The sequence below is a fragment of the Bacillus sp. FJAT-49711 genome (genome assembly GCF_018343715.1).
Taxonomy (GTDB): Bacteria; Bacillota; Bacilli; order Bacillales; family Bacillaceae_C; genus Lederbergia.
The window spans coordinates 1496721-1516053 of sequence record NZ_JAGYPL010000001.1; the positions used below are offsets into that span (position 1 = coordinate 1496721).

22 protein-coding genes are annotated in these 19333 nt (G+C 35.4%); 9 read left to right on the forward strand and 13 right to left on the reverse strand.

Annotated features, from left to right (window positions below):
* The coding region (locus tag KHA96_RS23480) for an IS3 family transposase (RefSeq protein WP_213128732.1) at nucleotides 1-97 on the forward strand (97 nt) is incomplete at its 5' end.
* Between the two features lie 369 nt (nucleotides 98-466).
* On the opposite strand, the gene KHA96_RS07240 is transcribed toward KHA96_RS23480, so the two are convergent.
* Nucleotides 467-1693 (reverse strand): ABC transporter permease, encoded by a 1227-nt coding sequence (locus KHA96_RS07240; RefSeq protein ID WP_213128567.1) that lies wholly within the window; start codon nucleotides 1691-1693, stop codon nucleotides 467-469.
* A complete protein-coding gene (locus KHA96_RS07245; RefSeq protein ID WP_213128568.1) occupies nucleotides 1690-2427 on the reverse strand; it encodes an ABC transporter ATP-binding protein in 738 nt (245 codons plus the stop codon). The genes KHA96_RS07240 and KHA96_RS07245 overlap by 4 nt, the downstream gene beginning before the upstream one ends.
* 940 nt (nucleotides 2428-3367) lie before the next feature.
* Between KHA96_RS07245 and ltrA the strand changes: the two genes are divergently transcribed.
* From ltrA to KHA96_RS07260, 3 genes are all read left to right on the forward strand, one after another.
* The gene (gene ltrA, locus KHA96_RS07250; RefSeq protein WP_213127439.1) at nucleotides 3368-4630 is read left to right on the forward strand and encodes a group II intron reverse transcriptase/maturase; all 1263 of its coding nucleotides are present in this window, start codon (nucleotides 3368-3370) and stop codon (nucleotides 4628-4630) included.
* A gap of 126 nt (nucleotides 4631-4756) precedes the next feature.
* The gene (locus tag KHA96_RS07255) at nucleotides 4757-5182 is read left to right on the forward strand and encodes an HIT family protein (RefSeq protein ID WP_213128569.1); all 426 of its coding nucleotides are present in this window, start codon (nucleotides 4757-4759) and stop codon (nucleotides 5180-5182) included.
* 384 nt (nucleotides 5183-5566) lie between these two features.
* Nucleotides 5567-6082: a tryptophan transporter gene (locus KHA96_RS07260; RefSeq protein ID WP_213128570.1), complete on the forward strand. Its 516-nt coding sequence runs from the start codon at nucleotides 5567-5569 to the stop codon at nucleotides 6080-6082.
* Nucleotides 6083-6122: 40 nt separating this feature from the next.
* On the opposite strand, the gene yhzF is transcribed toward KHA96_RS07260, so the two are convergent.
* Nucleotides 6123-6317 carry a membrane protein YhzF gene (gene yhzF / locus KHA96_RS07265; protein WP_213128571.1) on the reverse strand — a complete coding sequence of 65 codons (195 nt, stop codon included), beginning with the start codon at nucleotides 6315-6317 and terminating at the stop codon, nucleotides 6123-6125.
* Between the two features lie 136 nt (nucleotides 6318-6453).
* On the opposite strand from yhzF, the gene KHA96_RS07270 reads away from it, so the two are divergent.
* Nucleotides 6454-6831 (forward strand): YtxH domain-containing protein, encoded by a 378-nt coding sequence (locus tag KHA96_RS07270; RefSeq protein ID WP_213128572.1) that lies wholly within the window; start codon nucleotides 6454-6456, stop codon nucleotides 6829-6831.
* Between the two features lie 186 nt (nucleotides 6832-7017).
* Nucleotides 7018-7584 carry an HTH-type transcriptional regulator Hpr gene (locus KHA96_RS07275; RefSeq protein ID WP_213128573.1) on the forward strand — a complete coding sequence of 189 codons (567 nt, stop codon included), beginning with the start codon at nucleotides 7018-7020 and terminating at the stop codon, nucleotides 7582-7584.
* A 58-nt stretch (nucleotides 7585-7642) separates the two neighbouring features.
* Here KHA96_RS07275 and KHA96_RS07280 read toward each other — a convergent pair whose 3' ends face one another.
* A complete protein-coding gene (locus tag KHA96_RS07280; protein WP_213128574.1) occupies nucleotides 7643-7972 on the reverse strand; it encodes a DUF1878 family protein in 330 nt (109 codons plus the stop codon).
* A 184-nt stretch (nucleotides 7973-8156) separates the two neighbouring features.
* Between KHA96_RS07280 and KHA96_RS07285 the strand changes: the two genes are divergently transcribed.
* Nucleotides 8157-8693 (forward strand): DUF3267 domain-containing protein, encoded by a 537-nt coding sequence (locus KHA96_RS07285; RefSeq protein ID WP_213128575.1) that lies wholly within the window; start codon nucleotides 8157-8159, stop codon nucleotides 8691-8693.
* Between the two features lie 79 nt (nucleotides 8694-8772).
* Entirely contained in the window at nucleotides 8773-8952 is a 180-nt protein-coding gene (locus KHA96_RS22995; RefSeq protein ID WP_249315310.1) for a hypothetical protein, read from the forward strand.
* A 67-nt stretch (nucleotides 8953-9019) separates the two neighbouring features.
* On the opposite strand, the gene KHA96_RS07290 is transcribed toward KHA96_RS22995, so the two are convergent.
* Both KHA96_RS07290 and KHA96_RS07295 read right to left on the reverse strand, forming a co-directional pair.
* A complete protein-coding gene (locus KHA96_RS07290) occupies nucleotides 9020-9151 on the reverse strand; it encodes a YjcZ family sporulation protein (RefSeq protein WP_481748223.1) in 132 nt (43 codons plus the stop codon).
* Between the two features lie 59 nt (nucleotides 9152-9210).
* Complete coding sequence (locus KHA96_RS07295; protein WP_213128577.1) at nucleotides 9211-9300, reverse strand: YjcZ family sporulation protein; 90 nt, start codon at nucleotides 9298-9300, stop codon at nucleotides 9211-9213.
* 180 nt (nucleotides 9301-9480) lie between these two features.
* Between KHA96_RS07295 and KHA96_RS07300 the strand changes: the two genes are divergently transcribed.
* Nucleotides 9481-10404 carry a peptidylprolyl isomerase gene (locus KHA96_RS07300; protein ID WP_213128578.1) on the forward strand — a complete coding sequence of 308 codons (924 nt, stop codon included), beginning with the start codon at nucleotides 9481-9483 and terminating at the stop codon, nucleotides 10402-10404.
* 265 nt (nucleotides 10405-10669) lie between these two features.
* Here the strand turns inward: KHA96_RS07300 and KHA96_RS07305 are convergent, their stop codons facing one another.
* The 7 genes from KHA96_RS07305 to KHA96_RS07335 all read right to left on the reverse strand — a co-directional run bounded on the left by KHA96_RS07305 (nucleotide 10670) and on the right by KHA96_RS07335 (nucleotide 19193).
* A complete protein-coding gene (locus KHA96_RS07305; RefSeq protein ID WP_213128733.1) occupies nucleotides 10670-10855 on the reverse strand; it encodes a sporulation YhaL family protein in 186 nt (61 codons plus the stop codon).
* 86 nt (nucleotides 10856-10941) lie between these two features.
* Nucleotides 10942-11886, reverse strand: a complete 945-nt coding sequence (gene yhaM, locus KHA96_RS07310; RefSeq protein ID WP_213128579.1) for a 3'-5' exoribonuclease YhaM — start codon at nucleotides 11884-11886, stop codon at nucleotides 10942-10944.
* 70 nt (nucleotides 11887-11956) lie between these two features.
* Nucleotides 11957-14926: an ATP-binding protein gene (locus KHA96_RS07315; RefSeq protein ID WP_213128580.1), complete on the reverse strand. Its 2970-nt coding sequence runs from the start codon at nucleotides 14924-14926 to the stop codon at nucleotides 11957-11959.
* Entirely contained in the window at nucleotides 14923-16164 is a 1242-nt protein-coding gene (locus tag KHA96_RS07320; RefSeq protein ID WP_213128581.1) for a metallophosphoesterase family protein, read from the reverse strand. Before KHA96_RS07320 ends, KHA96_RS07315 begins: the two co-directional genes overlap by 4 nt.
* Nucleotides 16165-16305: 141 nt before the next feature.
* Nucleotides 16306-17172, reverse strand: a complete 867-nt coding sequence (locus tag KHA96_RS07325) for a Cof-type HAD-IIB family hydrolase (protein WP_213128582.1) — start codon at nucleotides 17170-17172, stop codon at nucleotides 16306-16308.
* Between the two features lie 491 nt (nucleotides 17173-17663).
* Nucleotides 17664-18017: a YlbF/YmcA family competence regulator gene (locus KHA96_RS07330; RefSeq protein ID WP_213128583.1), complete on the reverse strand. Its 354-nt coding sequence runs from the start codon at nucleotides 18015-18017 to the stop codon at nucleotides 17664-17666.
* 36 nt (nucleotides 18018-18053) lie between these two features.
* Nucleotides 18054-19193 (reverse strand): DUF445 domain-containing protein, encoded by a 1140-nt coding sequence (locus KHA96_RS07335; RefSeq protein WP_213128584.1) that lies wholly within the window; start codon nucleotides 19191-19193, stop codon nucleotides 18054-18056.
* Nucleotides 19194-19333 lie beyond the last annotated feature (140 nt).

Sequence of the window (19333 nt, forward strand, 5' to 3'; positions counted from 1 at the left end):
GAGTTATATGACCTATTACAATCATTATCGAGGTCAATGGAACTTAAAAAAGATGACGCCTGCACAATACAGACATCATCTTATTCAAGTTGCCTAAGGGCTTTTTTAAAAGTGTCCTTTACAAAGGGTACATTTTATTTATTTCGGGGATTTTTTATATTCATTAGCTTTTTAATAGATTGAATAAATCCGAATCCTGTTTTAGGCTTGATTACATTATAAAAAATGAGAACAAAAGTAGAATGAAACCCTTCTATTCATTAAACGGGAATCGTGGACATACTTTTGTTCATCAAGTGGATTTTGTCCATCATAACAGCTACATTGGACAAAAGCTGGTTCTTCACAAGTATTCTGTCCATCATCATAATTACAATGGACAAAATTGGACTCTCGACAGTTTCTGTCCCTCACAACAGTTGTATTAGACAAGACTTTGTGTCTTATAAACTGCCTGTTCCCTTTTTCAAGAAACTTTCTCCAGCTTAATTATTCTCCCTGGAGCATATATCTTGGCAAATAACAGTGAAAATGCAATAGAGACAAGCAAAACGATCATCCCATTTCGCAGCCCTGTACTTATAAAAGCAAAAAGTCCAAACATAACTGCCTGAACGAGAAGGACTTGTAATAAAAGCCTTAAAAATGCGATTCTTTTTTGAGAAGGCTTAATTGGATAAAGGCTCGTCCATATTTTCAATTCATGTTTACGCAAAATAGGAAATAATTGAAAGCCTGTTAAATAAAGAAATAACAAGGAAATGGCAATAGATAAATAAAGATTTCCACTAAATACAATGATCAGTATCGAAATAAGTGTTAACCGCACAATCAATCCGGAAAATTCACTTGTTCTCAATATTGTCCGGGCAAACAAAAAAAGATATGTTTGTTCGCTTCCATAAGGTATTAAAGAAAATAAAGGATCCAGCCATTTTCTTCTTTTCACTTTCCCTCTTAAATGTGGAACATCCGTAAACATATTAGCAGCATGGTAAAACGCCTGCATTCTTCCCTCTTCTTTTTCAATTAATACTTCCCACTTAATTGTTTTATTTTTAGACGCTTCCTTCACATAAATTGTAAACACAGCCATAATCAATAAAACGACTCCAAAAAACCAAAACGAAGCTTTTTCAATGAAGAAATAAAACAAAAGAGCATTAAAAATAAAGCGGATAATCCAGTCATATACGTGCACGTAAGAATCCCTTATTTTTAACATTTGCCAATGAATGATCAGATTCCATATTTTCAGACCGAAAGCAAGCAAAAGCATATAAAAAAACATACTAAAACTACTGCCTGTCACTTGAACATACATTGGCATACAAGCCGCTAGAATCAGTAAAATAATGTACGCTTGCCCAATAAAGCTGACTCCCAATCCTTTTTTGAAGTACGACGCAAGCTTTGTTTCAAGAGGAAGCAAAAATACGAGATCTGCTTGCCTCAAAAAAGTAGATATTGGACTAACAGTCAGTACAAGCCCTAAAATAAACCCGATAACGATTCCGACCGGAAATTCTGAAGTTAACGTCTTAACCCAACCGGAGTAGTAATAAATAGCCGCTCCCCCACCAAAAATGAGTACAAAGAGCAAATGGTCATTGAACATATACTTCAGATACCGACGAAGTTCTTTCATATATGCTTGAAATCTCTCCCGCCACAACTCTTCTATATGTTTCATGACATCTCTTCCTTTGTCAGTTGGATATAAATATCATCCAATGTTGCACCAGGCATTGAAAATTCTTTTTGAAGTTCACTTAAAGTGCCTTTTGCTCGAACTTCCCCATTATGTAAAATAATAAACCCATCACAATAGCGTTCCGCCGTTGCTAATATATGAGTGGACATTAAGATCCCTGCCCCCTTCTCTCTCATATCATTCATTAATTCAAGGAGAGATTGAATTCCTATAGGATCTAGTCCTACAAATGGCTCATCGATGATGTATAAAGAAGGCTCAATTAAGAACGCACACATGATCATCACCTTTTGTTTCATCCCTTTGGAAAAATGAGCAGGAAACCATTTGAGCTTCTTATCTAAACGAAATTCTTTCAATAGCAGACCTATGCGATTTTCATACTCTTTTTCAGATAATCCATATGCCATAGCGGATAATTTTAAATGTTCTTCCAAAGTTAATTCTTCATATAAAATTGGAGTTTCTGGAACAAATGAAAATTGCTTTCGAAATTCTTCAGGTTGCTCTTTTAATGTTAAATCATTGATAGTAATTGAACCTGATCGCTCCTCCATCAATCCAATAATATGTTTGATTGTCGTACTTTTTCCTGCTCCATTTAAACCAATTAATCCAATCATTTGTCCAGTTTCAACTGAAAATGATACATCTTTTAAAACTGGATTTTTCGTATATCCTCCAGTTAAATTCTTCACTTCAAGTAAAGACATGAATAACGCCCTCTCTTCTATTCTCTACAGTATCATTATTGTACCAAAAGAAATCTTATGAGACATTATAATTTTTGGTTATTTTTACCTGTATTACTGATTCCAAATGTGGACAATATAATATCGAAGGAGCGGGAGGACTAAGCGAAGCTGGGGTGGTTGTCGAAGACACAAATCTGCAGTAGAAGCGGAAAGCCACGATGAACATTGACCATGATTATCAAACTTGACATTGACAAGGGAGATGATTGCGTTGGGCTATGAAGATTCGGATATTTCTTTAATAAAATCATTTCATTAAAAACGAAATGATGTAAAGAAACCTTTCCAAGTAACCCGCTAACCCCTTCAACGAGCAGGATTTTTATTAAATCCTGCTCGTTTTCACTGTGCGCCCAGCATGGGCGTAGTCTATAGGGTGCAAGTCCCGAACTGCGAAGGCAGAAGTAGCAGTTAGCTTAACGCAAGGGTGTCCACGGTGACGTGGAATCTGAAGGAAGCGAGCGGCAAACCTCCGGTCTGAGGAACACGAACTTCATATTAGGCTATTTACGATTGGGTGAGTTTGCAGTACAGAACAAAGCCCTTTCTGCCGAAGGTTGTATGTAGTAAATGAAGCAGATAGGTGGAGGGAAAGACTACGTTCTTACCTGGGGAGGTCTGATTGGAACGCCAAGTTCACTTGGTAACCTATCCAGTGATGGATAGCTGAACAATCAGAAGTCAGCAGAGGCCATAGTACCATTCGAACTCGAGAAGAATGGGAAGGGCTGAACAATTAAGAGAGAGCAACATCTTGGCATTCAGTAACCTGCGATGAACACAGATAACCGATAAGGCATGCTTGAAGGAGGATATGGTGAATCCCATGGGGGACTTCAAGATGGTGGAGCAGAACTGGCATAAGTGGAATCGTTGTTCACGGAAAGAGGCGTAACCAATGTTAATGGAACGAATACTGTCACGGGAAAACCTCCTTTCCGCCCTGAAAAGGGTGGAACGAAATAAAGGAAGTCATGGTGTGGATGGGATGTCCGTACAAAACCTACGAGAGCATATCAAGAAACACTGGGAATCCATGAAAATGGAACTTCTTGAGGGTACCTATACACCGCAACCCGTCCGCAGGGTCGAAATCCCGAAACCTGACGGTGGGGTGCGATTATTAGGTATCCCTACCGTAACAGACCGTCTCATTCAACAAGCAATTGCCCAAGTTTTAACGACTATATATGACCCGATGTTCTCAGACCATAGTTATGGATTTCGACCAGGTCGAAGCGCCCATGATGCGGTTAGGAAAGCAAAAGGTTATATACAGGAAGGTTATCGTTGGGTGGTTGATATCGACTTGGAGAAGTTCTTCGACAGAGTAAACCATGACAAATTAATGGGGACACTAGCGAAACGAATCGAAGATAAACGCCTGCTTAAGTTAATCCGTAAATATCTAGAATCGGGAATCATGATAAATGGCATTGTGACAACCAGTGAGGAAGGAACTCCACAAGGAGGACCTCTCAGTCCTTTACTCTCTAACATTGTCCTTGACGAATTTGACAAGAAGTTAGAGGAAAGAGGTCACAAATTTGTACGATACGCCGATGATGCTAATATCTATGTGAAAACAATGAAAGCAGGAAACCGGGTGATGGATTCCATCACCTTGTTTATAGAAGGAAAGCTTAAGCTGAAAGTTAATTTGAAAAAGTCAGCTGTAGACCGTCCTTGGAAGAGGAAATTTCTTGGATTCAGTTTTACCTTTCATAAAGAACCCAAAGTTCGGATTGCCAAAGAAAGCGTGAAACGGATGAAGAATAAAATCCGAGAAATTACCTCAAGAAAGAAACCTTATCCCATGGAATATCGAATAGAGAAACTAAACCAATATCTAATGGGATGGTGCGGATACTTCGCCCTGGCAGATACGCCAAGTGTATTCAGGGAGTTTGATTCATGGATTAGAAGAAGACTTCGGATGTGTATGTGGAAGAATTGGAAGAAACCAAGCACGAAGGTGAGGAACCTCATTAGACTTGGCGTTCCGAAAGGAAAGGCTTATGAATGGGGAAACTCACGTAGAAGTTATTGGAGAATCTCCAAAAGTCCGATACTACACAGAACCCTTGGAAACTCCTACTGGAATTCCCAAGGGCTCAAAAGTCTATTATCTCGTTACGAAACTTTGCGTCACCAATCTTAGTTGAACCGCCGTATACCGAACGGTATGTACGGTGGTGTGAGAGGTCGGGGGTTAATCACTCCCTCCTACTCGATTTCCAAAGGAGTATGTTAAAATATTCCCATCACTCCAAGGAAGGTGGAACATATGAGCGATTGTATTTTTTGTAAAATTATAAATGGCGAATTGCCATCAGCAAAAGTATTTGAAAATGATGACGTATTGGCTTTTCTTGATATTAGCCAAATTACAAAAGGACATACATTAGTCATTCCGAAAGTACATAATGAAAATGTATACGATTTACCTGAAGATGCGGCAAGTAAATTATTCGAGGTAGTACCGGAAATTTCCCGTGCCATCAAAAAAGAATTCGATCCTATTGGATTGAACTTATTAAATAACAACGGTGCATTTGCTGGCCAAGCTGTTTTCCATTATCATTTGCACCTCATTCCTCGCTACGATGAGAACGACGGATTTGGCACAAAATACATTAGTCACCAAGCTGATTATACTGGAGATGATCTCCAGTCCATCGCACAATCTATTCACCAGCATATCTCTAAATAACTCCCATTAAATGGAGTTATTTTTTTATCTCTGATAAAACATGTTAAGTTTCGCTAAGTTGATTGGAGCTGAAGATGCGAGACTCCTGGTCGACAGAATCGGCTACGTCCAATGGCCCAACGTCGACACTAGATCCTGTCCGCCCGGGAAAAACTGTCTAGGTGAGACCTCGCAGTGAGCAAAGCGAGCGATGAGGCTAACCAACTGCCCGCGCAAAGCGAGGATCTTGAGCGGAAATCAACGTACCTATATAAGATACACAAAATTCTTCTTCTTTATCTAGGACTATTATGCTACAATATTCTTAATCTTTCGCTGGCAGCAATCAGTGCATGTCCAGGGAAGCAAAAAGAAGAGAATAGTTGAGAAGAGGAGAGATTTATAATGAATACAAGAGTACTAGTAATATTAGCATTACTAATGGGAATTGGCACTGTGCTGCATTTTGTTATTCCGCCAATTGGAGGAATAAAGCCTGACATGGCACTCCCGCTAATGTTTTTAGGGATTGTTTTATTTCCAGAAAAGAAAAACGTATTACTATTAGCTATTGGCACCGGTATCCTAACTGCTTTAACAACAGGATTTCCTATGGGGCAAATCCCGAACATTATTGATAAACCAATTACTGCATTTGTCTTCTATGGTTTATATCTTTTAATCGTTAAACGGATTCCTAATGTTATTGGAGTGGCAATATTAGCTGCAGTATGTACAGTCTTATCAGGAGTTGTTTTCCTTGGTTCCGCAGCAATTCTTTTTGAATTACCTGGGCCATTCTTAGCTCTATTTGCAGGTGGAGTTGTTCCTGCAATGATTATCAATGCAATCGTATTATTCGTACTTTATCCAATTGCAAGTTCAATCCTAAAAAGATCAAATATCGTTACAACAGCATAAATTAAATTTAAACCTGGATCTCTCATCCAGGTTCTTTTTTTCATTTTATTAAAATAGTAATTAATATTCCAATTAGAAGAAACAGTAAACCCGCTCCTCCTAATGACGCAACTCGGTTTCTTAAAATCTTTTTAGGCGGGTAAATTCCTGGTCGTTGATATGCAGAGAAATAATAAAACATCCCTATTAAAAGCATAATTCCGATGATAATAAAAAAAATCGAAACTCCTTTCATGTACTCACCTCTGTCGCCTGTCTTACTTCATACTATGCGCTAAAATGTGTTTACATGTATGAGCATGGGTAAAGTTGAATGCAGGGATTTTTAACTTTTTGGAGAAAAGGTTAAAATAATAACAAATAATGGTGAGGTGATTGTTTTGAATTCAAAAGCACTCGCATATGGAATCTTGGTTGGCGGAGTTGTCGGCGCTGCAACAGCATTATTAACAGCCCCTAGTTCTGGAAAGGAACTCCGCAATCAGCTTAAAGAATCCAAAAGTGAATGGATTAGAATTGCCCAAGATTTAAAAGAAGACGCAATGGATATTAAAAATTCTGTTGCAAAAGTTTCAAAAGAAGGCAAAGAAATTATTAAAGAGCTTGCAGGAGACGTAAAAATGGCAGTCGAAGAATGGCAAAGGGATATTGAACCGAATATTGAAGCCATGCAAGAAGAAATGAAAGATATCCAAAATACTATTGCGCAGTTAGAGCAAAAATTACAAGAAGAAAAGTCTACAGTATAAGTTTGTGAGGGTGATCAATCCATATATTGGCACCCTCTTTTAATTTTTTGTTAATTTACATCTTTATTAATTTTTACTTTATTGGCATAATAATAACAAGGCAGTATCGGACAAACTGCAAACAGAATTTTTTGATTATTCAACAAAATAAACACACACATTAAAAAAACAGGGCGGGGAAATCAAATGGAAGGAAAAAATTCGTTAATTGAATCTATGCTATTTAGCCAAAGAATGGCTCAATTAAGTAAGGCACTGTGGAAATCGATTGAAAAGGATTGGCAAAATTGGATCAAACCATTTAATTTAAATATTAATGAACACCATATATTATGGATTGCCTATCATTTAAATGGAGCCTCTATTTCGGATGTCGCTAAATTTGGTGTAATGCATGTGTCTACTGCATTCAATTTCTCCAAAAAACTAGAAGACCGTGGATTACTGGAATTTTCCAAAAGAGAATCTGACAAACGCAATACATATATTCAGCTCACCCCTCAAGGAGAGAGTTTACTGCTGCAATTAATGGAAGTATACGAGCCTAGTAATAATTCTGTCTATCAGGGTGCACTTCCTCTTAGAGAGCTATATGGAAAGTTTCCAGATATTATTGAGCTTATGGCAATTGTTAAAAATATTTATGGAGAAGATTTCATGGAGATCTTCGAAAAATCGTTCCATAATATTGAAACTCAATTTATTGAAATTGATGGAAAAATGAAAAAAACGGATATGAAAACAGTTGTGTAACTATGTATTTTCATCGTTATTTCTGAAAAAAATATCCAGAATATTCACTTCAGATTTTTTATAAATTTTTCTGTAATATTTTCATTAAGTCAGAATGAATATTTTGCTTAAGGCAAGCATTAACTACCTCAGCTGGACGTAATTTTGGATTTAGTTTTTTTACAAATATATTAAAAAGCGGTGCATAAAAAACAAATTTGTCCGCTTTTTGGACTTCAAACTCCTTGCTCACATATTCACATAGCGTGTGAAACTCTCTCACTTCCTGCTCATCAAGATTTTTTTCAATGATTAGCCGGTCAAATTCATATCCCTCAGATCGAATCATTCGGAGCATCAATTTTTGATGATATTCAAGTCGTTCAATTCTTGCCAGTAAATTATCCATTTATATAACCTCAATTTTATATATGATCTATGTATCAGTGTATTCGCGGTTTATTTCTATAATCCTCCAAAAGAAGAAAAAATAATAAAGTTATTTTTCCTATTGCTATTCTGCATAATTCATCGTAAAGTATGTAGTTGAAACTGCTTGAAAATCAATTTATTATTTTGGAGGGTTACCAGTCATGCATTGCTGGAAATCTTATAATGTCAATAAAAAATATGAATTTAACCGTCTTTTCATTATCTCAAGTTTTATAACTTTGCTTTTTTTTGTTTTTGCTTATGTGTTAATGCAATCAATTGCAGTTAATCCGTTAAACGATAATAATTTTATTGTGTTTGCAGGCATATTCATTTTATTATATCCCTTGCATAAAATATTTCATGTCATTCCCTTACTCAAATATTATAAACATTTAAAAATAGAAATAGAGTTTTATTTTTATATTTTGCCAATTATTCACGTAACAGTGAGAAATTTAATTTCAAAGGGACGGTTTACAACCGCATTATTCTTCCCTTTTTTGATCATTAATTCAATTTTATTACTAGCTATGTTCTTATTTCAGGAATATGTTCATTATTTAACTATCTTGCTAGCATACCATGTTGGATTATGTTCCATTGATATTTTATATGCAAAATCGTTGCTATCTTCTCCAAAAGGCGCAATGATAGAAGAAAATGAAGACGGTTATGAAATTTTGATAAAAGAATAACCTGTCAATTTTAATCTATCTTTTTTTTACTGAATTTGCTATCCTTTTACTATATGGGAGATGAAAGGAAGGATGACGATTGATCTCCATCTTTATTGTATTTGCTATTTTCATATTATATATATTTAACAATTTAACCAACTCTCTTTGTGTGCAACGTGAAATACCTGAAGAACGTCAACCTAAAGTGTTTAGAACGATCAATATTTTAATAACCATTTTATTATTCTCTTCATATATTGAAATTTTATACACATAAAAAGGCAGATCCCTCTAGGAATCCGCCTTTTTATGTTTTATGGCCAGTTATGCCGATTGCATCCATTTTAATATAACCATGATGCACCTACGATTATTAACAAGATGAACAACACCACGATTAAAGCAAAGCCAGCTCCGCCTCCGTATCCTACGCCTCCACTCACAATTAACACCTCCTCAAGGTCTTTTCTTTTTATCCTATTCAAATTTTTCGTAAGGTGTTAGGATATTAGCCCATATATTACAGATTTTAAATTTAAACGTATGCTGCACCCACTATAATTAACAATATGAAGAGTACTACCACGAACGCAAAACCAGAGTAATTAGCAAAACCACCATCCATATCGACTACCTCCTTTACTCTTTCGCTTTAGCATATGCCCTCCACATATGTCTTGGTTGAATCAAAAGCCTAATTTAATAAGATTTTGCAATAAAAGAGTTTTTTTTATTTATTGTTTTATGATATAGTATGTTTTGTGGCTTTCTACAATAACTGACATAAATATAGGGAGTGTCTTAAATGAAAAAATGGGTTTTAACCCTTACTTTAGCTGCGGGAGTCGTGGGCCTTGCTGCATGCGGTGGTAACGGCGGAGAAGCAGTTGTAAAGACTAAAGCAGGAAATATTACGAAAGACGAGCTTTACGAAGTAATGAAGGATAGAATCGGCGAGCAGGTTTTACAACAGCTCGTGATGGACAAGGTCCTTTCAAAAGAATATAAAGTAACCGACGAAGATGTAACTAAGAAATTAGATGAAATAAAAGCGGAGGTTGGGCCTCAGTTTACAATGCTTCTTCAACAAAATGGTTTTAAAGACGAAGATGAATTCCGTCAAGTGGTAAAGCTAAACCTTCTTCAAGAAAAATCTGCTACGAAAGATATTAAAGTAACAGATAAAGAAGTAAAAGAATTTTACGATAATGAAAAACCAGAAAGAAATGTCCGTCATATTATTGTTCAAGAGGAAAAAACAATAAAAGAAATTAAAGGTAAATTGGACAAAGGCGAAGATTTTGCAGCTCTTGCAAAGGAATACTCTGAAGACGGTACAGCTGAAAAAGGTGGAGATCTTGGCTTTATTTCGTACGAGGACCCACAATTGGACCAAGAATTCAAAGATGAAGCTTTCAAATTAAAGAAAGATGAAATCAGTGCACCCCTGCAAACACAATTTGGCTGGCACATTATCCAAGTCACTGATATAAAAGAAAAAGAGCCTTTCGATAAAGTAAAAGATAAATATGAGTATGATTTAAAAGTTGCCAAGGTTGACAGCAATGTTATTCAAAAAGCGATGAAAGCAGAATTGAAAAAAGCGGACCTTAAAGTTGAAGATAAAGATTTAAAAGAGACGTTTGAACCGATTCTTAACTACGAAGAACCAAAAGCTGAAGATTCAACAGAAGGCACTACTGAAGATACTAATACGGATAATAAGTAAGAACCATTTATCCACAAGGTATGGTTTTAATATTTCCTAACAAAAAAGCTGCTACTGAAGCTTTCAGACTGTAGATAAATTCGATCTCATCGAGTTTGTCTACAGTCTTTTTTGATTTATGTAAGGAGTAGAGAAATAATTAGTACTGCGAGCAGTAATCAAAACTTCAAACAGCCATTTTCCTTTCAACAAACATAAAAACACCGAGAGGGAGTACTCTCGATGCCATTTGGCGACAATCTAAAAGCTGCGCTGGCTGCTCTTATTATTCGGACTCTCCTACTTGCCTTCTCTGTTCTTTTTCCTTTTCCATTCTCTCTATATACACTTGGCCTTCTTTCTCAATCCACTCAGTTTCCAACTCTTTATCTGCTCTTGCTGTTTTAATGGCCATAAATGCGCTCGTAAAGATTCCTAAAATGACAACGTATACCCAAATAGGCAAAGACAAAATAATCGCTCCTTTCATGGCTTGTCCACTTGTTAGACTATATGATAATAAAAACAAAAAAATGCCTTCTTATTAATAAGAAGACATCATGGGTGAAACGTTGGTTTGTAAAATGAGCGATTATCAAGCGGGAAAATTCTTTCAGAAAATTCTCCTGGTTTTACACGCAATAAAGCCCGATCGAGCATATTCATTTTTGCATCAAGATTATCTATTAAATGTAGTATTTCTGCCTCTTTAATCATTGGTTGCTTCGGGCTTCCCCATTCAAGCTTTCCGTGATGACTTAAAACGATATGTTGTAAAACGACCACTTCTTCGCCTTGTATCCCAAGCTCTTCAGCAGCCTTGCCAATTTCATTTACGATGATTGTAATATGACCGAGTAAATTTCCTTCTACTGTGTAAGATGCCGAAACTGGCCCTGACAATTCAATTACCTTCCCAAGATCATGAAGAATGATACCTGAATATAATAAATCGCGGTCTAAGGATGGATATAGCTCCGAAATTGACTTGGCCAAATCCAGCATAGACACAACGTGAAATCCTAAGCCAGAAACGAACTCATGATGATTTTTTGTTGCAGCAGGGTATTCTAAAAATTGATCTAAGTATTTTTTTACTAAATGTCTTGTGATCCTTTGAATATTAGGATTTTTCATTTCAAAAATATATTGAGTTACTTTACTCGATATTTCGTCTTTGCTTATCGGAGCTTTCTCCAATAAATCAGATAGCCGAACACCATCATGATGAGTAGTTGGTCTTATTTGTTTAATTTTCAGCTGCATCCTCCCACGATAATTATGAACTTCACCTGCAACTCGCACGATCGTTTCGGGCTGATACAGTTTTACTTCTTCATCAGATGTATCCCAAAGTTTAGCCTCAATATCACCGGAACGATCTTGTAGTATGACCGTAAGAAAAGGTTTACCATTACTCGCTATTCCTTTTGTCGCACTTTTAATAAGTAAAAACAGGTCGACCTGTTCGCCTACATCATGTTGTAAAAGTTCTTTTGCCATTCGTATATCCTCCGTTCCCTTAAATGCTAACAAAATTATAACATATCAGTCTATTATCTGCTTTACCACTTTATAGTTTGATCGTTTGCAAAGTATTTTGTGAAAGAGGCAAATATTTTACGTCCCTATCTGAAAAGTGACTTTTAATATGATCATGGCAAGTAAATAATAGAACTTGTGATTTATTGCTAATAGATTCGATCAGTTGCAGTACTTTCTTTGTTCGAAGTTTATCGAAATTGACAAATCCGTCATCAATAATAATCGGAAATGGATAATCTTCATAAAGTACTTGGACTAATGCTAATCTCAATGCCGTATATAACTGTTCACTAGTCCCTTGGCTAAGTTCAACAGGATTGAATCGCTGCCCGGAGACATGATCAATGGCAATGCCTTCATCATCTTTGAAATGGATGCGGTTATACATTTTATCTGTCAAGAACGACAAATAATCTTGAGCCTTATTAATGACCATAGGAAACCTTTCCTTAATATACTTGTCCATTGTTTTTTGTAAAATGTCCCGTGCCACAGAATATTTCGCCCAAATTCTTGCTTCTTCGTTAAAGGATGACTTGAGATGATAAAATTGATGAAGTTTCTCTGAATATGTGCCCCCCTCCTCTATTACTTGTATTTCATGACGAAGAGCTGCGAACTCATTTTGAAGATTATGGAGACATGATGATTTTTCATCTATTAATTTTAACAATTCATTCTTTCTCTGCTTCAATTCAGTACTAGATTTAAACGCTGCTGCTTTTTCCTTTAGTCTATTTCCTATATTAGCATCCAGTATATCAAGCCGTTCCTTTAGTAAAATCGATTCTTCATAAAGTCTTGCTTTAGTTCGAAATTCTTCTTCGTTGTGCGTATTTGTCATTTTAAACAATTGGTCTATAAGAGTTTGAAACTCCTGAAGCTCAAGTTGCAATTGATCGCGTTCTTCAAGAATCTCTGCACGTTTTTCCAAAAGATCTTTTTGAATATGCTTTTTTTCTTGTTCAATTTTAAATAATTGTTTTAAACGAAAGATTGTTTCGCTCGTTTCTGTAAATTCAAAACCGGCAGATTGAGCAAGTTCATTGAGATTCTCTAGCCATTGCTTTTGTTTAAAAACCTTTTCACTTAGCTCCAGTTCTACCTTTTCGGAACCTTTCATTCGATTCATTAATTCCAATAATAAATCAAAAGCATCTTCAAGTCGGCTATCAGTAAAATGAAGAGATATTCTTAGTTCCTTTTTGAAATGATCAATTTTAGATTGATTTATTTCAATTTGGTCAACTATTTTTTGTTTTTGCATCTGTAAATGTTCGATGTTTTTTAGCTTTTGATCTAATTGGTGATCATGATTTTTTAATTCATTTCGATAATGCAATTGCTCATCATAAAGTTGAATTGGGTTTTTATCATTTTTTCTTGCCCTGATTTTTTCAGTGATCAATTGAATTCGGGCTTGTACTTGTTCTTTTTCATGATTGATTGAATATAGTCGGTTTATAACGGTGATAAAGTTTGAAATGGCATAAATAAATATAAATCCTGCAAAAGCGGAAATCATCCACTCGGAGGAAAAAACTCCCCAAACAACAAATCCCAATGAACAAAAGAGAAATATGCTGTTAAACAGCAAGGATTTTTTCGTTTTTTGTGCATTATTTTCATCTTTTTGTAAAGATCGCTCAATTTCATCTTTTTCTTGCAGTAATTGATTTGTATCTTTCCACTCTTCCCTTTCTAATTCCAATTGCTTAAAATCATGTTCGGACAGCAAATTTAATTCTATTTTTTCACAAGCTGCTTCTAAACTTTCTATTTCAGTCTTTGTTGCATTCAATTGGGTCTGAATTCCGTCAAGCCTTGTACTTAACATTACTTTATGATTTAATGAATCCTTTATTTTTCCTTTCACATCTAGTCCAAGATTCAAGCTTGGAATTGTTAAATATTGCTCATCAGAATAATTTAGTTCTCGGCAAATTCTACTTATTTGATCTTTGTAGTTGGATAATTCCCTTTTTAAATTTGTGATCTCAGACTGTATTTGTTCATATATCGGCCATTCCATTAATACCTTTTCCGTTTTGTCTAGCATCGATTGAAATGATTTTAATGGAGTATGATCCTCGATCCGTTTATCAATTTCTGTCATTTTTTTATTAACAGCCAATAATCTGCTTGTAATCATTATGACTTTCTCAGATAATCGTTCAAATCTTGTTAAACCATCAGTTGGAAATTGGATTGCACCTAATTCCTTTATGTTCTGATGAATACGATCAAATTCTTTAATTTGATCCCATTTTTCTATTAATTCATTCACTACTTGAAGTTTTTCATTCAGTTCACTTAAGGCATTTTTGATATGTGCCGCTTGTTTATCAGTAGCTTCTATTTTTATTATTATTGATCCATACTCGGCATTTTTTTGCTTTGCCTTTTGTAAATCTCTTTCACTTTCACGCAACATAGCAATTTTTTCATTTAATATCGGTTTTCTCCCGTTCGGTTTAAAAAGCTGATCCAGTTCTTTTTGAAATGACTGTTCAACATTTAGCAAAATATCTGTACCCATTGTGCCGGATGCTACTAAATAACGGCTAATTTCATCACCTTTTAATTTTTGCACTTCCTGAATGCCCTGGAGATTAAAAGAAAATATACTTTCAAATAATGATCGATCTACACCACCTAATAACTGTGATAAAAGTTCTTCACTTCCAGATAACCCATTTTCCAAAAATACTGTAACATTTCCTGCTGACTTCCCTTTTACCCGTTCGATGATTACTTCTCCATGCTCCTTTGTTTCTACAGTAATTCTTCCACCGTACGCAGAGTGGTTTTTCGGTTCATAGCGTAAGGAAGACTGCTGCCTAGAAGGAAAACCAAATAATATGCTATGGATGAAAGACATGATGGTTGATTTTCCTGCTTCATTTTCTCCATAGATTATTTGCATATCTGAAATATCATGAATATAAAAATCGATTAATTTACCATATCCAAATATATGCAGACTTTTTAGCTTCAACCTTGCTGCCTCCCTTCTCCTATACTCAAAATAATTAATTCTTTAGCAGTATCAAATAATTCCCTTTTCTCCTCTTCATCGAGTTTATTTAAATAGCGGCTTCCATATATATGAGAAAACAAACTTGAAACGGTTTGTTCAAACCCACCCTCCTGATTCATTTCTTCTACAGTCACATTTAGATTCTTCATGAAGGAATCCATCAATCCAATACTAATATTGTTTAATTTCTTATGTATAGCATATGGCCAAACAAAAATTTCCTGAAAGCTAATTCCATCCTGCAGTATTTCTAAAAATTCGCCGTTACTTATTACTTGCTGGATTTCATTGCTTAATTGATCTGAAGAATGAAGGGTTAAAGCCACCATTAGTGATTGTTGATTGGCTTCCTTCATTGTTTCCATTTCTTCCTTACATTTGCTATAAAGTTCGGAAAGAGTATTGTTTTCGTGACAATAAATATCAACAGATTCCCATTGAATAGCAGCAGTTGGAATAAACGTCATTTTTTCTAGGCCATTTTTCGGGAGCTCCACTTGATAACATCCTTTATCACCTTGTTCATTCCTATGTCTCCCTTGAATATTTCCTGGGTAAACTACGAAAGGTCGTTCATGCAAAACTTGTCTCATATGTATATGCCCTAAAGCCCAATAATCCATATCTTTTTGCAACAATTCTTCGATTGTAAATGGAGCATACGACTGATGAATACTCTTTCCACCTTCACAATGTCCGTGAAGAAGTCCAATATGAAAATCAGCATGACCCATTTTTTTATAATCTAAAATTTTCCGTTCGATAACGTGCCGTTTTCCATAGCTAAACCCATATAAATGAACTTTGTCCCCTCTCTTTGAAGTAAAAGGGATCATTTCAGGTTCTTCACCGAAAATATAAACATTGTCAGGCATATGTAATGTAATCCAGTTGCCTTGTAAATGGTCGTGATTTCCATATAAGATAAATGCACTAATTTCCGCTTCATACAGTCTTTCCATTTGTTTACGTAATCTTGCTTGTGCTTTAATGCTTCTATCCTCACCATCAAATAAGTCTCCTACTACAACAATAAAATCAACTTCCCCTTCAATAGCAACGTCAATTACCCTTTCAAATGCTGTAAAGGTACTTTCTTGTATAAGATGAAAAAGCTCTTTAGGTAAATGTTTTAAGCCTAAAAAAGGGCTGTCTAAATGTAAATCTGCTGTATGTATAAAACGAATTCCATCCACTTGCACCCCTCCTGCGTATCGAATGTACGTTCTTATAATTATACATCATTAAGAGGAAGGATGAAAGGACAAGAAAAAAAGCTCTCATAGTATGGGGCTGTTGACAAATTACCCCTAATAGGAGAGCTCTCTTTAAAAGTTTTATTTTAATACATTAATTTTCTTTAAAAATTCAAGTTTATATTGCTTGCGAAAGTGTTCTTTCACCATATAAGCCACACCATTATCATTGTTTGTTCTTGTGTTCCAATTTGCGGCCGAACGAACTATTGCAGGCGCATTTCCCATTGCCACTCCTAAACCAGCCCATTGTACAAGGGGAAGATCATCGATTCCTGCACCAATTGCAACGACCTCTCCTCTTTTAATACCATGCTGTTCACATAAGTATTTGACTCCATTTAATTTAGAGACGCCGGCAGCAACAATGTCGAGCTTGTTATCACCGACTTCTATGCATGTTACTTCATCATACATTTCTTCAATCGCTTTCTTTGCATCAGATAAATTTGCATTATTATCAAAAGCCGCTTCTATTTTAGGTGGTGATACTGGCCCCTCTTGTAATTTTTCACTAAGATTATCGACATATTGCTCAGAATATGAAAAGCGATTCGTTCTCTGAAACACTACCTTTGCTAATATATTTTCTGGTAACTTAACTTTATTTCCTAATGAAAATTGTTCATGTACGAGCTTAATTTGACATGAAAATGATTCAAGAAATGTAGTTATTTCACTAGTTATTTTTTCATCTATTTTATTTACATATACTGGCTTATTAAGTTCTTTCGCGATATATCCACCTTGGTGCGAAACAATGTGATTGTCAACTTTTAATGTTTTGGCTACTCTTTTCGCCGCCGGAAAATTTTTGGATGTAGACAATATGACTTTAATATCTTTTGATTGTGCAAACTCAATTGCTTCACGTGTCATTTTATTTATGCGGCCATTATCCTGTAATAATGTACCGTCAATGTTTAAAACAAGCATTTTATAAACCATGATGTCCCCCCTCATCGTGCAAAATATAACATTTCTATCTTATATTTATGTAAAATGCATTAAAGATAGAACACGGTAAAAAACAAAAGCAAAAGATCAGTTAATCGACGTACAATAACTTTAGGATTGTTACGAGATTTTAAGAAAACATGATGGCCATGCCCACTAATAGAAGGGCTCAGATAGCAACATCCTGTCGCTTTGCCTTCATAATGATCCTTTGTATCTCCAACGTCTTCCGTCCCAGCATCTTGACAACATGATAAGCAAATGTTTTAAGTGGTTTGATCTCAAACTGATGGCGTCTTTAACTCGTCATAAAAGAAAATTACTGAAATAAAAGTATACTAGGCCCTGTCGCTATAAAAAAACACCGCTTTCCTTAGAAAGCGGCATTTTTTTTCTTATATAAGAAATCATCAGTATTTTGAAATTTAGGCGCCCTGTAGGCCAATATGTCGATAAGTTAGGTGCATGCGCTTTTTTCCTATTTATCTATTCATCGATCCATACAATTCATCAAGTGGTTTCATAATGATTTTATTTAATTCGGTGATTGACATGCTCATTTGCTGTTCAGCTTCCATCAATCTTGTTACTTTTTCATTACCTTGGACTTGGTTGGCAATTTCCTGTGCCTCCATTATTTCATCTTCCGTAATATCTCGCCCCTCCATTTGCTTTTGTTGAAGCTGCATTTGCACATTTCGAAAAGCATCAAACATGGATTTTGCGATCGGATCATTTTCAACTGCATCATACATCATTTTTAAATTCTGAAACTCGCTGCTGTTTCGCAAAGCTTTTTCAAGCTCATAGGCATAATCATACAAATTTGTAGCCATTAAGGTAAAACCTCCTTTCTCTGCAATATTATCATATTACGACGTTAACAAAACAATAATTCCTTGAATTAGGCCAATTGCACCACCAAGGATCGCTCCTAAATAAGTGATCATAACCAATTCTTTTTTTGCGATAGAGATAACGAGTTCTTCGAGACGCGGCAGGGAAAAAGATTCAATTTGCTCTTTTATAATATCTTCAACTTGAAACCTTTCTATAATTTCACCAGAACGCTGGGCTAAATAAATCCCTGCTGACTCCAATATGCGTGGAGCCAATGTTTCTTCAAAGGAATCCCTATATGGTAACATAAGTTCAGAAATATCCTTCTTGAGGAATTTTTCTATTTGAACGGTGTCCTTTACAAACCTCTTAATATAAAGCAATATCTTCTCATCTTTCGATTGGTTCAACATTTCACGCAACGGTTTATTTTGTAAATTATTCCATTCAGACTCAATAACGTTTACAAGCATTATTTTTGTGCCAGGACTATTTAAAAACTTTATGATTTCAGGCTGTACTTTTTCAGCCAAAGAATCGTTTCCAATAAACATTTGTATCATGTTCCATAGTCTTCCTCGATCCTTTAAAAACTCTTCAATCATTGTTTTTATTTTATCCTTGCCTTCGGGGCTGGAGAAGTATCCGATTATTTTTTGAATAATTTGATCCGCAGCTCCAGGTATTTTTTCATGTACAATCCCTATCCATTCTTCTGGCAATATGTCATGAATTTCCTTCTGCCAGAATTCTTGTTTCATTGAAAGATATTTTTTTTCAATTTTATTATCGATAAATGAATTTACTTTTCCAATCGGGCTCTCGATATGAAATTGTTCTAATAGCTGCTCCAACGTTATTCCCTTTTCCAAAAAACTCCTGAATTTTCCCGTAAACCAAGTTTCCATATCATGTTTGAATTTTTCTTCTGACAGCTTTTTCTGTATGCTTTCCGGTGTCACTAAATGTTCTACAATCATTTTCCCAATTTGTGCAGCTATCTCATTTTGCCGTTTTGGAATTAACCCAGGTGTAAAAGGCAGCTGCCATTTTCCGATAAAAAATGTTTTGTATGGACGAAATAACATTCGGATTGCTAAAAAATTGGTAAAACCACCAATTACAGCTCCGATAAAAACCATAAATAATACTAACCATATTCCGTCTTGCATTTATATCATCCTTTCATAAATCTCCGGTGCAGTGAAAACTGTTAAAATATAACATACTATTACGATTTAGGATACAAAAAGGATTCTTATTTTGTGAAACAAATGGTTGTTTTTTTGTTACAATAACTAAGAGGTGATCT